10 protein-coding genes, 1 tRNA gene and 1 pseudogene are annotated in these 13,357 nt (G+C 67.6%); 10 read left to right on the top strand and 2 right to left on the bottom strand.

Annotation, left to right across the window (positions count from 1 at the left end):
- Nucleotides 1-262: 262 nt before the first annotated feature.
- From gyrB to VB080_RS08340, 6 genes and pseudogenes are all read left to right on the top strand, one after another.
- Nucleotides 263-2,275 carry a DNA topoisomerase (ATP-hydrolyzing) subunit B gene (gene gyrB / locus VB080_RS08365; RefSeq protein ID WP_323417984.1) on the top strand — a complete coding sequence of 671 codons (2,013 nt, stop codon included), beginning with the start codon at nucleotides 263-265 and terminating at the stop codon, nucleotides 2,273-2,275.
- A gap of 68 nt (nucleotides 2,276-2,343) precedes the next feature.
- Nucleotides 2,344-4,882, top strand: a pseudogene (gene gyrA, locus VB080_RS08360) (DNA gyrase subunit A); the annotation flags it as partial.
- A gap of 156 nt (nucleotides 4,883-5,038) precedes the next feature.
- Entirely contained in the window at nucleotides 5,039-5,728 is a 690-nt protein-coding gene (locus VB080_RS08355) for a DUF3566 domain-containing protein (RefSeq protein WP_323417983.1), read from the top strand.
- A gap of 201 nt (nucleotides 5,729-5,929) precedes the next feature.
- Nucleotides 5,930-6,003: transfer RNA gene (locus tag VB080_RS08350), tRNA-Ile, on the top strand.
- Between the two features lie 170 nt (nucleotides 6,004-6,173).
- The gene (locus VB080_RS08345) at nucleotides 6,174-7,556 is read left to right on the top strand and encodes an MATE family efflux transporter (RefSeq protein WP_323417982.1); all 1,383 of its coding nucleotides are present in this window, start codon (nucleotides 6,174-6,176) and stop codon (nucleotides 7,554-7,556) included.
- A 155-nt stretch (nucleotides 7,557-7,711) separates the two neighbouring features.
- Nucleotides 7,712-8,095 carry a holo-ACP synthase gene (locus tag VB080_RS08340; RefSeq protein ID WP_323417981.1) on the top strand — a complete coding sequence of 128 codons (384 nt, stop codon included), beginning with the start codon at nucleotides 7,712-7,714 and terminating at the stop codon, nucleotides 8,093-8,095.
- Between the two features lie 110 nt (nucleotides 8,096-8,205).
- Here the strand turns inward: VB080_RS08340 and VB080_RS08335 are convergent, their stop codons facing one another.
- Together VB080_RS08335 and VB080_RS08330 are read right to left on the bottom strand one after the other, a co-directional pair.
- Nucleotides 8,206-8,628 (bottom strand): hypothetical protein, encoded by a 423-nt coding sequence (locus VB080_RS08335; protein ID WP_323417980.1) that lies wholly within the window; start codon nucleotides 8,626-8,628, stop codon nucleotides 8,206-8,208.
- A 91-nt stretch (nucleotides 8,629-8,719) separates the two neighbouring features.
- A complete protein-coding gene (locus VB080_RS08330; RefSeq protein WP_323417979.1) occupies nucleotides 8,720-9,757 on the bottom strand; it encodes an LLM class flavin-dependent oxidoreductase in 1,038 nt (345 codons plus the stop codon).
- A gap of 137 nt (nucleotides 9,758-9,894) precedes the next feature.
- On the opposite strand from VB080_RS08330, the gene VB080_RS08325 reads away from it, so the two are divergent.
- From VB080_RS08325 to VB080_RS08310, 4 genes are all read left to right on the top strand, one after another.
- Nucleotides 9,895-10,620 (top strand): TetR/AcrR family transcriptional regulator, encoded by a 726-nt coding sequence (locus tag VB080_RS08325; protein ID WP_323417978.1) that lies wholly within the window; start codon nucleotides 9,895-9,897, stop codon nucleotides 10,618-10,620.
- Nucleotides 10,530-11,258: an SDR family NAD(P)-dependent oxidoreductase gene (locus VB080_RS08320; RefSeq protein WP_323417977.1), complete on the top strand. Its 729-nt coding sequence runs from the start codon at nucleotides 10,530-10,532 to the stop codon at nucleotides 11,256-11,258. The genes VB080_RS08325 and VB080_RS08320 overlap by 91 nt, the downstream gene beginning before the upstream one ends.
- A gap of 63 nt (nucleotides 11,259-11,321) precedes the next feature.
- Nucleotides 11,322-12,062, top strand: a complete 741-nt coding sequence (locus VB080_RS08315; protein ID WP_323417976.1) for a YdcF family protein — start codon at nucleotides 11,322-11,324, stop codon at nucleotides 12,060-12,062.
- 435 nt (nucleotides 12,063-12,497) lie between these two features.
- The coding region (locus VB080_RS08310; protein ID WP_323417975.1) for a transporter substrate-binding domain-containing protein at nucleotides 12,498-13,357 on the top strand (860 nt) is incomplete at its 3' end.

Here is a 13,357-nt window from a genome sequence, read left to right as displayed (position 1 = left end):
ACGGTCCCCACCGTCGGATTTCTGGTGCTGGCGGACCGGACCGGCGCGGCGATCTGGCCGCCGAGCGCCCCCGGTCGGGTAGGCGTCCATGGACGAGCCCCTGCCAGTGCCTGCGCACCGCCAAATTCGGCCGCTCAGAACCGGTTCCCGAGCGGCGCTGCCCGTTTCTGTGGGCCGGATCGGCTAAACTTGCTCTGTTCCTGACCGAGCCGCCGCTGCCTGCCAGCCGGTGGCCGTTCTCACGTCCGAAGGGTAAACCTCAGTGACACAAGAGCCCATCGTGCCTGCGCTGTCCGCTGCGGAGGCTGCGCATGTTGCCGAAGGCAGCTACGACGCGTCGGCGATCACCGTCCTGGAAGGCCTGGAGGCCGTCCGCAAGCGTCCCGGCATGTACATCGGGTCCACCGGCGAACGCGGCCTGCACCACCTGGTCTACGAGGTCGTCGACAACTCGGTGGACGAAGCCCTGGCCGGCTACTGCGACACCATCACCGTCGAACTGCTGGAGGGCGGCGGCATCCGGGTGACCGACAACGGCCGCGGCATTCCGGTCGCCGAGCACCCCGTCGAGAAGGTGTCGGCGCTCACCGTCGCGCTCACCATGCTGCACGCCGGCGGCAAGTTCGGCACCGGCGGCTACAAGGTGTCCGGCGGACTGCACGGCGTGGGCGTCTCGGTGGTGAACGCACTCAGCACCAGCCTGACCGCCGACGTCTGGCGGGACGGCTACCACTGGCGACAGACCTTCAGCCTCGGCGTCCCGGACGCTCCGCTGGAGCGGCTCGAACCCGCCGACGGCACCGGCACGGTGATCACCTTCTACGCCAGCGCAGACATCTTCGAGACCACGGTGTACTCCTGGGACACCCTGGCCACCCGGTTCCGCGAGATGGCCTTCCTGAACAAGGGCCTGTCGATCACCCTGGTCGATCGGCGTCCCGAGCATGCCGACAATCCCGACACCGACGAGATCGAGACCGTCCGGGAGCAGACCTTCCAGTACTCCGACGGCCTGATCGACTACGTCAAATACCTCACCGGCAGCCGTGAGGTCATCCATCCGTCCGTGATCGCGATCGACGCGGTGGACGACGAGATGAGCCTTGAGGTGGCGATGCAGTGGAACACCTCCTACAACGAGAGCGTCCACACCTTCGCCAACACCATCAACACCCACGAGGGCGGCACCCACGAGGAGGGCTTCCGCGCCGCGCTCACCAACACGGTGAACAAGTGGGGCGAAGCCTGGGGGATGATCAAGAAGCGCGAGGACCGGGTCTCCGGCGACGACATCCGCGAGGGCCTGACCGCGATCATCTCGGTGAAGCTCTCCGAGCCGCAGTTCGAGGGCCAGACCAAGACCAAGCTGGGCAACACCGAGGCGCGCTCCTTCGTGCAGCGGGTGGTCAACGAACTGCTCAGCGACTGGCTGGAGAAGAACCCGGCCGAGGGCAAGGACATCGTCCGCAAGTCCCAGGCCGCCGCCCAGGCCCGGATCGCCGCCCGCAAGGCCCGCGACCTGGCCCGCTCCCGCAAGGGCCTGCTGAACGGGGCGGGGGAGTACGGCAAGCTGGCCGACTGCTCCTCCACCGAGCCCAAGGAGTGTGAGGTCTTCATCGTCGAGGGTGACTCCGCCGGCGGTTCGGCCAAGGGCGGACGCGACCCGCGCACCCAGGCGATCCTGCCGATCCGCGGCAAGATCCTGAACGTCGAGAAGGCCCGGCTGGACAAGATCCTGCAGAACCGCGAGGTCTCGGCGATCTTCAACGTGATGGGCACCGGCGTCACCGACGACTTCGACATCGACAAACTGCGCTACCACAAGATCGTGCTGATGGCCGATGCCGACGTGGACGGGGCGCATATCCGCACCCTGCTGCTCACCCTGCTGTTCCGGTTCATGAAGCCGCTGATCCACGGCGGCTACGTCTATCTGGCCCAGCCGCCGCTGTTCCGGCTGCGTTGGACGAACGCCCCGCACGAACTGGCCTACACCGATGCCGAGCGTGACCAGTTGCGTGACCAGGGCTTCGCCGCCGGCAAGAAGCTGCCCAAGGAGAACCCGATCCAGCGCTACAAGGGCCTGGGGGAGATGAACGCCGAGGACCTGTGGGACACCACCATGGACCCGGACAAGCGCACCCTGCTGCAGGTCACCATCGAGGACGCCGCGGCCGCCGACGAGATGTTCTCGGTGCTGATGGGCGAGGACGTCGAGCAGCGCCGGACATTCATCCAGCGCAACGCCAAGGACGTCCGCTTCCTCGATGTTTGACCCTTCTGCTGGTCGAGCGCTCCTGGACCAGCTCACCCACGGAACTTCCGAACTGAGGAGAATCCAGCATGACTGACGGCCCCGACGAACCGATCGACGGCCCGGGCGACGGCGACGTCGAGGTGGTCGAGGACAACACCGAGCTCGCGCCCACCGTGGGCCGGACCGAGGAGATCGACCTGCAGGTCGAGATCCAGCGCTCCTACCTCGACTATGCGATGAGCGTGATCGTCGGACGGGCGCTGCCCGACGTCCGCGACGGCCTCAAGCCCGTCCATCGCCGGGTGATCTACGCGATGTACGACCGCGGCTACCGTCCCGACCGGGGCTGGAACAAGTGCTCCCGGATCGTCGGGGACGTGATGGGCCTCTACCACCCGCACGGCGACTCGGCGATCTACGACACCCTGGTCCGGCTGGCGCAGCCCTGGGTGATGCGGGCACCGCTGGTCGCCGGCCAGGGCAACTTCGGCTCCCCGGGCAACGACCCGGCCGCGGCGATGCGGTACACCGAGTGCCGGATGGCGCCGCTGGCGATGGAGATGGTCCGCGACATCAACGAGGACACCGTCGACTTCAAGCCGAACTACGACAACAAGGAGTTGGAGCCCACCGTCCTGCCGGCGCGGTTCCCGAACCTGCTGGTCAACGGCTCCACCGGCATCGCGGTCGGCATGGCGACCAACATCCCCACCCACAACCTGCGCGAGGTGGCCGACGCCGTCCAGTGGTACCTGGAGCATCCCGAGGCCACCAGGGAGGAACTGCTCGAAGCCGCGCTCGAGCGGATCAAGGGCCCGGACTTCCCCGGCGGCGCCCTGATCGTGGGCCACAAGGGCATTGAGGACGCCTACCGCACTGGCCGCGGCTCGGTGATCATGCGCGCGGTGATCAGCATCGAGGAGGACAAGGCCGGCCGCACCAACCTGGTGGTCACCGAGTTGCCGTACATGTGCAACCCGGACAACCTGGCGATGAAGATCGCCGAGCTGGTGAAGTCGGGCAAGCTCACCGGGATCGCCGACATTCGCGACGACTCGTCGGGCCGCACCGGCCAGCGGCTGGTGATCGTGCTGAAGCGCGACGCCCAGCCGCGGGTGGTGATGAACAACCTCTACAAGCACACCCAGCTGCAGGACACCTTCGGCTGCAACATGCTGGCCCTGGTGGACGACGTCCCGCGGACGTTGCGGCTCGACCAGTTCATCAGCCACTGGGTGCGTCACCAGGTGCAGGTCATCCAGCGCCGGACCGCCTACCGGCTGGAGCAGGCCGAGAAGCGCGCCCACCTGGACCGCGGCCTGGTGAAGGCGTTGGACCGGCTGGACGAGGTGCTGGCACTGATCCGCGCCTCCCGGACGGCCGAGGCCGCCCTGCTGGGGTTGAAGGACCTGCTCGACATCGACGACGACCAGGCGCGCTACATCCTGGACACCCAGCTGCGGCGGCTGGCCGCGATGGAGATCCAGACCATCGTCGACCGGTTGGCCGAGATCGAGGCGCTGATCGCCGACCTGAAGGACATCCTGGCCAGGCCACAGCGGCAGCGGCAGATCGTCTCCGACGAGCTGGCCGAGATCGTGGAGAAGTACGGCGACGAGCGCCGCACCCGGATCGTCGCGGCCGACGGCGACCTGTCGGACGAGGACCTGATCCCCGATGACGACATGATCGTCACGATCACCCACGGCGGCTACGCCAAGCGCACCTCGTCCGCGCTCTACCGGACGCAGAAGCGCGGCGGGAAGGGGGTGCGGGGAGCCTCACTGCGGGCCGACGACGAGGTGGAGCACTTGTTCGCCACCACCAACCACCACTGGATCCTGTTCTTCACCAACCTCGGCCGGGTCTACCGGGCCAAGGTGTGGCAGTTGCCGGAGGCCGGCCGGGATGCCAAGGGCGGCCACGTCGCCGGCCTGCTCAGCTTCCTGCCGGACGAGCGGATCGCCCAGGTGATGACGCTGCGCTCCTACGACGACGCGCCCTACCTGTTGCTGGCGACGAAGAACGGCCTGGTGAAGAAGACCGAGCTGCGCTCCTACGACTCACCGCGGCAGGCGGGCGTGATCGCGATCAACTTCCGTGAGGAAGGCGACGAGCTGATCGGAGCCGCGTTGTGCTCGGCCGCCGATGACGTCCTGCTGGTCTCGCGCAAGGGCCAGGCGATCCGGTTCGCCGCGGACGACGAGCAACTGCGTCCGATGGGGCGGGCGACCTCCGGGGTGACCGGCATGAAGTTCCGTTACGGCGACGCCTTGTTGTCGATGTCGGTGATCGACGCGGACATGCCCGAGGACGATCGGTACGTGTTCACCGTCACCGACGGCGGCTTCGCCAAGCGGACCGCGGTCAGCGAGTACCGCCAGCAGGGCCGGGGCGGCCTGGGCATCAAGGCGATGAAGCTGAACGAGGACCGTGGTTCGCTGGTTGGCGGTCTGGTGGTGCAGGAGTCGGACGAGGTGATCGCGATCAAGGTCAGCGGCCAGATCATCCGTTCGGCAGTGGCCGACGTGCCCGCCAAGGGGCGCGACACCATGGGCGTGAAGTTCGTCGGGGTGGCCGATGACGACGCGGTGGTGGTGATCGCACTCAACCCGGAGTCCAACGGCGACGAGGTGGCCAGCGCGGAATCGCCCGCGTCCCCGGACGAGCCGCCGGAGACGGCAAATCCTGCTGACAATGGCCCGCAGGCGTCAGCAGCAGGTACCGTGGAGCCCACGGAAGCCGGGGCGGTGACGTCAGTCTCGGTGGAGGAGGAAGCCGGTGACTGACAAGCCAACCCTGACAGGCATGCCGCTGGAGGTCGACGAGACCCGCCAGTGGCGGGTTGAGGGCGGCGGCAGCAGCGAGGACGAACGCGGCCTCGACGACACCGTCGTGCGGATCGACCCGATCCCGGCGAACGGGTCCAGTGCACCGACGCTGCCCAAGCCGCCAGCTCTGCCCCCGGCGGTCGGCCCGGACTACGAGGCGACCACCGCGTTGCCGGCACCGCCGGTGGTGGGACCGCAACCGGCCCCACCGCAGCCGGCGATCACGGTGGCCCCGGTGCCCGAGCCGAGGACGAAGCGGAAGCTGCGCCGCAACCGCAAGGCGCGGCTGCGGATCTCCCGGCTGGACCCGTGGTCGGTGATGAAGACCACCTTCCTGTTCTCGATCGCCTTCGGGATCATGTTCTTCGTCGCGATCTACCTGCTGTGGTCGGTCATCGAGACCTCGGGGTTGTTCGGTGCGATCAACGAGTTCGTGGTCAACCTGATCGCGAACCCGAACGACACCAATCCGTGGCGGATCGAGGACGTCGTGAGCCGCAACCGGGTGCTCGGGATCAGTGCGATTCTGGCGGTGGCCAATGTGGTGATCATCACCGCCCTCGGCACGATCTTCGCCTTCCTCTACAACCTCTCCGCCAATGTGCTCGGCGGCCTTGAGGTCACCCTGTCCGAGGACTGACCCGCTCCGTCACCGACTCAGCTCGTGGTTCGACGGGACGGATGCGTCGAACCGCCGTTGTTTCGGATTGCTGTCGAGCTTTGCTCGACGGTCCTCGTCCTCAGTCCGATCAAGAGCTGACGCTCTCGTCGTCCCTCGTCCTCGGATTTGAGCCAGCGGCACCGCGCAGGGTAACGTACTCGCTCGGTGCTGTGCACCAGCGGGCCTATAGCTCAGTCGGTTAGAGCGCCGCCCTGATAAGGCGGAGGTCAGTGGTTCAAGTCCACTTAGGCCCACCGAGAATCTTCCCAGGTCTGCGTGCCTGAGATCAGCTCGATACCGTCGCGTTGCGGCGGTAACCTTTCAGCGAGCCGCCCCTGCAGCCGGTCATTCGACCGCAGTGTGACGACCCGCGCTCCCTGACCAGCCACTACTTCCCCGCTTTTGCGCGCCCGAGAAAAACTCAATGATCAAAAACCTCACGGTCGGCCCACCCACTCGTCTCATCGTCCTGTTCGCGTTGCCCCTGCTGATCGGCAACGTCTTTCAGCAGCTCTATGCCTTCACCGACGCTGCGGTCGTCGGACGCATGCTCGGCGTCGACGCCCTCGCCTCTGTCGGGGCTGCCGGCAGCCTGCAGTTCCTGCTGCTCGGCTTCACCTTCGGCGCCTCCGGCGGTATGGCCATCCCGGTGGCCCGGGCCTTCGGCGCGGGGGACCTGTCCGGCATGCGCCGCTATGTCGCCGCGGGGGTGATGATCGCCGGCGGCATCGCCGTCATGGTCACCATGATCGGGGTGTTTTTCGCCCGTCCGCTGCTGCAACTGCTGGACACTCCCCACACCCTGATCGGGAACTCGACCGCCTTCCTCGCGATCACCTTCAGTGGCGCGGCGGTGACGATGGCCTACAACTTCCTGGCCGCCACGATCCGCGCCCTGGGCGACAGTCGCACCCCGCTGATCTTCCTGATCATCGCCTGTGTGCTGAACGCCGGGCTGGTGGTGCTGTTCATCGGGGCCTTCCACCTCGGGGTTGGTGGCGCCGCGCTGGCGACGGTTGTCGCCCAGGCCGTCTCGGTGATCGCCTGCCTGGTGCTGATCGTGAAGAGGATGCCCGCCCTGCGGCTGCGCCGGGCTGACTTCCAGCTGCGCGACGGAGAGTTCGCCGAGGTGGCCCGGATGGGCCTCACCATGGGCTTCCAGATGTCGGTGATCGCGGTCGGCGCGCTGGTACTGCAGTACGCGATCAACGGGCTCGGCACCGAGGGGGTCGCCGCCGCCACGGCAGCGATGCGGGTCGATCAGTTCGCGACCCAGCCGCTGGCCTCCTTCGGCCTGGCGATGGCCACCTTCGTGGCGCAGAACCGGGGCGCCGGACAGTGGCTGCGGATCCGCACCGGTGTGTTCCGGATCAGCCTGGTCACCTGGGGAGTGGCGCTGCTGCTCGGTGTGGGCGTCATCCTTGGCGGGACGCCGCTGGTCCGGTTGTTCATCGGGGACGGCGACGACCACGTGGTTGCTCTGGCCCACCAGTACCTGATGATCAGCGGCTCGCTCTATGTGATCCTCGCCAGCCTGTTCGTGCTGCGGAACACCATCCAGGGTCTGGGCTCGACATCGGTCCCGACGATCGCCGGCGCGATGGAACTCGTGCTCCGGGCCGTCGCCGGCCTGGTGCTGGTTGCTCACTTCGGGTTTGTCGGGGTCTGCCTGGCCGGGCCACTGGCCTGGCTCGGCGGGTTGGCGCCGGTGGCGATCGCCTGGTTCCGCAAGCGCCGCGAACTGGTCGACGGCCGCCTGACCGATGACCGGATCGAGCAGGAGTTGCCCGCCCTCGCGGCTGCCTGACCGATCCGTGGCCGCGACTCCGCGGCACCGGGCGCCGGAGCTGACCAGGTCGCCGAGCACCAGTCCGATGACCAGTTCGAGGTTGACGTTGGCCCACTCTTCACGACGCGGCTGTGGCCCATGCCATCATGGGGCCACCTGAGAGAGGGGCGAGGATGATCCGCGGGATCGGTGTGGACTGCGTGAGCATCTCCGAGACCGGACGTCTGCTGCGCGAGCTTGGGGACACCTTCACGAACTACACCTTCACGGAGGCTGAGGTTCGTGCGGGCAAGGACACCGCACGGCCCGAGGATCATTTCGCCGTGCGGTTCGCCGTCAAAGAGGCCGTGTACAAGGCAGTGGCACATCTCACGCCGGACAAGCACTTTGATCTGCGGATTGTCGAGACCCTCCTTCGGCAGGACGGAACGCCCTATGTCAATGTCTCCCAGAGCCTGCAGGAGCAACTCGCCTTGGCAGCCGTTGGCAGTCTCCACCTCACGGTCAGCCGTGAGCAGGATCGTGCTCTTGCCTTCGTGATTGCGACCGATACCTAGCCAGGCCGAGTGATCACATAGTCGGCGGGAAGGTGCGATGCATAGGCGCCAATGTCCTTTGCGGTCTGATAGCACATGGCTTCGAGGATCTCCGCGGCACAGTCGTCACCCTAGCTGATGCGCGCCTCAATGCCGCGAATGTCGGTGGTCCCCAGGTAGGAAACCAGGCCGCCCTCACCGTTGATCTGTCGCATCATCGCCGGCAGGTCGCGGGAGCCTTCGAAGCACAACTTGATCAGGGGGCCCGGGGGGAGGGTCCCGCTTCGGTTGTTCGAGAACGGTCCTTCGCCTTCGAGCGCGTCAGGTCCATCGATCATGAGGCCCTTCTCGTGCGCAACAACGCTGATGCCTCCGCCCAGCATGGCGACCACGAGGTTCAGGTCACGGTAGTCGCGGCCGATGCTGCGGGCATAGAACCTCGCCATCGCCTTCTGGTTCAGTGCCTGAAAGCACGAAACGCGTTCGATTCCCTTGAGGCCGGAGATGCGCGCCAGTGGCTGAAACTCGTCGGTGGACGGGGTATCCACAGTCAACGGGACAGCCTTGACGTCCCGGGTGAGATCAAAAGGCAATACGGCAGCCCACGGAGAGCGACCAACGGGCGGCGCGGGCGTTCGGTCCAGGTCAGGCGACCAACTCACGCACCAGCGGGATGACCTTCGTCCCGAAAAGCTCGATCGAGTGCAGCAGTTGGTCGGGGGAGGACGGACCGGTCGCGTAGTTCAGGTCGAAGCGGGACAGCCGCAGCGTCCGTACCGTGGCCGCGATCTTGCGGGCGACGGTCTGGGGCGAGCCGACGTAGGTGGAGCCGTCCGGCCCGATCGCGTGCAGGAACTGCTCGCGGGTGAACTCCCGCCAGCCGCGCTCGCCGCCGATCCGGCGGGCTGACTTCGCGAACCCTTGGTAGGCCTCCTCGAGCGCTTGCTCGTCGGTGTCGGCGATGTGACCGGAGGAGTAGGCGCCCACTGAGCCGGCACTGTGGCCGTTGAGCACGAGTTGGCGGTGGTACTCCGCCACCAGGGGGTGGAAGCGGCTGGGGGAGCCGCCGATGATCGCGAGCATCAGGTTCAACCCGTGCTTGGCGGTGCGCACGACCGAGGCCGGGGTTCCGCCGACGCCGACCCAGGCGGGGATCGGTCGGGGAGTCTTGGGGAACACGTCGACGTCGACCAGCGGCGGACGGGTAGTGCCGCTCCACCTGACCGGCTTCTCGGCGAGCAGCTTGGAGAACAGGTCGAGTTTCTCCTCGAAGAGCACCTCGTAGTCGCGCAGGTCATAGCCGAACAGTGGAAACGACTCGGTGAAGGAGCCGCGTCCCAGCGTGATCTCGGCCCGTCCGCCAGAGATTGCGTCGAGGGTGGCGAAACTCTCGTAGACCCGCACCGGATCGTCGGAGGAGAGCACCGTCACGCTCGTGCCCAGGCTGATCTGCGAGGTACGCGAAGCGATCGCGGCCAGCACCATGTCGGGGCTGGAGACCGCGAAGTCAGGCCGGTGGTGCTCGCCGAGGGTGAACGCCGAGACGCCCACCTGGTCGGCCAGCGCGGCCTGGTCAACCACCTGCCGGATGATCTCGGCGTGGGTGAAGTCGGTGCCGTCGGGTCGCCGGGTGATGTCGCCGAAGGTGCTCAGACCCAGCTGCAGTTGGCCCGCGTCATTCATCGCACTGCCTCGGCGTGAGTACCGCTGATCTGTGACATCTGATTCTCCTGGTTGTCGTCGCGAACTAGACTCTGTACGATCGTACAGACACTGGCAAAAAGGAAGCCTCCATGGCCCACGACCAAGCAGCGGGATGCATGGCACGGACGCGCGCACGCCGAGTCGACGGCGATCGCACGCGTTCGGCCATCACGGCCGCGGCGGTGTCGTTGATCGCCCAGCAGGGCCTGGCCGGAACCACCCAGCGCAAGGTGGCGACCCGTGCGGGTGTTTCCCTTGCTGCCGTCACCTACCACTTCGCCAGCCTGGAGGACCTGTTCGACGCCGCCTTCGACCGGATCATCGACGACTCCGTAGCCAGGCTGGACCGGCTCCGCCAGTCCGCCCTGGCCGGCCGCACGACCCTCGCCCAGGCGTGGGCCGAGGTTGTCCGCGGCGAGGACGATCGCACCCGGGACGAGGTCGTCGGCAGCTACGAACTTCTCGTCGCCGCGATCCGGCGGCCGCAATTGCGGCCCAGCGCCACCCGGCTGTTGGACGCGCTCAACTCCTTCTTCCTCGCCTGGACGCCCGCACCCGATCCGGCACGCAGCGTGCTGTCCCTGCTGCTCGGGCTGAGCCTGACCGAGGCCGCGTCCGGGCGTCCGCTCGGGCAGGCCGATCTCAGCGGGATCTTCGCCGTCCTCGGCATGGACCCGAACCAGACGGCCTGCCCGAGCGGACGCCGCGACACCTGCGCTCGACCCAGCACTTCATCGAAAGGAACCCAACCATGCCCGTCATCGCCGTCTTCGGAGCCGGACCGGGACTCGGCAGCGCCGTCGCCCGCCGGTACGCCCGTGAGGGCTACGACATCGTCCTGATCGGACGGCGCCCGGAACCGCTCCAGGCGCTCGCCGCAGAACTGACCGGCCAGGGCGTCACCGCCCACGCCGTCACCGGGGACCTGTCCGATCCCGCCGGCGTCGGTGAACTCGCCGCTCGGGTGCGTGCCGCTGCCGGCGAGCCGGACGTCATCTACTACGCGCCGGTATCGTCCGAGGTCGCGTTCGTCCCGGCCGCCCAGCAGAGTGCTGAGACCGCGCAGCAGATCACGAACCTGCTCTACTTCTCGCTGGTGGCGGTGGTGCAGGAGTTCCTGCCGCACATGCTCGCTGCCGGCGGCGGTGCGATCCTCACCGCACAGGGCGCCAGTGCGTTGGCTGGGCTCCCCGGGATGAGCGGCCCCGGCCCGGCCGCCGCGGCGCAGCGCAACTACCTGCAGTCACTGGCCGCCGAAGTCGGCGGGCAGGGGGTCTTCGTCGGCCGGCTCTACATCTCGTCGATCATCGGCGGCAGCGCGATCGACCAGCGGATGCAGGCGGCCCGAGCCGCCGGCGTCGCGATCCCGCCGTCCGCCGTGACGCCCGCCGGTGAACTCGCCGATCGGCTGTGGTCCATGCGGGCCGCGTCCGGCCCGAATGAGGAGGTCGTGCCCGAGGCCAATCCGTTCGTCAGGTAGCGACGGGCGGGCAAGCGTCCGGTTTTCCCTGCGGCGGCGGTGGGTCAGGGCTATCGTTCGATCGTGACAGTGGCACGTGGTGCCGTACGGCTCCTGGCGTTGTTCGCCGGCCTGTTCCTGGCGGCCGACACCGTCTGGATGGCGTTGACCACGAACCTCAACCTCGGCATCGTCTTGGCAGGAGCGGTAGCGGTCGCCTGCCTGGTCTATGCCGTTGTCGGCAAGCTGTCGAAACTCTGGTCGGTGAACCTGATCGGCCTGGTCCTGGTCGGGACGATCGCCGGCATGGTCTCGTGGCTGGCCAACACCGGCCTGCATGACACCGCCACCGGTCAGGAGGACGCGCTGATCGTGCTGGGTGCCGCCGTCCACGGACGTGAGGTGTCCCCGGCGCTGGGCCGGCGGCTCGACGTGGCCGTCGACTTCCACGCCCGCAACCCGGAGGCGTTCATCGTCGTCACCGGCGGCCAGGGCCCGCAGGAGGACGTGCCCGAGGCGGTGGCCGGCCGGGACTACCTGCTGGCCCGCGGGGTGGCGGACGACCGCATCCTGGTCGAGGACCGCTCGACCTCAACCGAGGAGAACTTCCGGTTCGGCCAGGCGGTGCTGGCCCCGTACTGGCGGCCGGAGTTGAAGGTTGCCTTCGTCACCAACGAGTTCCATGTCTGGCGAGCGCAGCAACTGGCCTGGCAGGCCGGGCTGAACGCCACCCACCTGCATGCCGACACCCTGTGGTATGCCCAGCCGCCCAGTTATCTGCGCGAGTCCGTGGCTGTCGTCCAGTTCGTGCTGACCCGCGACTGACCCGCCAATCGACTGGTAGAGATCACCGACCCCGACACCCGGAGGCTGGTCGACCGGACGGTGTCGGACGCGGGCCGGGCGTGATCGAGCAGGTCGGTTCGGTGGGACGCTGCCCGTGTGTCGACTGGCCGTTCGCGTCCCAGACCGCGGAACCGCGGTGACCAGCTGTGCTAGTTTCGAAGAAAGCCGCGCACGGGCCACGCCTTGGTCCGGCGCTTGAATGTCGAGGAGTTCGCCGTGCTGACGACTGTTGGGGCCCGCCGGTCCACAGCCTCGTCCTGCGACTCCCCGATGGCCGGCGATCGCCGGTGTTGTTGTTGCGTTCGCTGAGCTGAACCACCCACGTCGGCCCCGTCCGGCTGTCCTCACCCCCAATTGCGTCATGGCTGATCGTGGCGTTCGTGCCATTCGGCACCCGTCCTCACAAGGAGAATCATGAGAATCCGTAGTCCCTGGCGACTTGTCGCCGCCGCGTCCGCGCTCGCCCTGGTGCTGGCCGGCTGCGCGGGGACGCAGACCCCCTCGTCCAGCGCCCCGGACGGCACCACCTCCGGCGGCACGGCTCCGGCTACCGGCACCTTCAACTCCGGCAACGCCGACTACGACGCCATCATCAACGCCGGCCCGGTGGCCGACGACGCCACCGTCCAGGGCAACGAATGGGCCAAGGCGGTCAAGGCCGCCGGTGTGCTCAAGGTCGGCGGCACCGAGACCTCCGACCTGTTCTCGCTGCTCAACCCCACCTCGGGGGTGGCGGTCGGCTTCGACGCCGGGCTGTCCCAGTTGCTGGCGCGCTACATCCTCGGTGACGCGAAGACCGAACTCACCCAGGTGACCGTCGACACTCGTGAGGACCTGCTGGTCAACAAACAGGTGGACGTGGTCTTCGCCACTTACTCGATTACCGAGGATCGCCTGAAGCGGATCAACTTCGCCGGCCCCTACTACCAGTCGCAGGCGGCGATCCTGGTGAAGAAGGACAACACGACGATCAACTCGGTGGCCGACCTGGCCGGCAAGAAGGTGGCTACCCAGGCGAGTTCGACCGGCGTCAAATTGCTGGAGAAGGAGGCGCCGCAGGCCGAGATCATCGCCCTGCCCGACCACACCCAGGCGCTCACCGCCGTCCAGCAGGGACGGGCCGACGCCTACGTGATCGACCAGGCGCTGCTGCTGAACGCGCTGGTGTCCAATGATGACGTCAAGATCGTCGGCGAGCCGTTCGGCCCGGTCGACGCCTACGGCATCGGCGTGAACGCCGACAGCGACGCCAAGGCGTTCATCGACGCCTGGCT

Source organism: Propionicimonas sp. (genome assembly GCF_034927565.1).
In the GTDB taxonomy this organism is placed as follows: Bacteria; Actinomycetota; Actinomycetes; order Propionibacteriales; family Propionibacteriaceae; genus Propionicimonas.
This window is presented reverse-complemented; position numbering and strand designations above follow the sequence as displayed.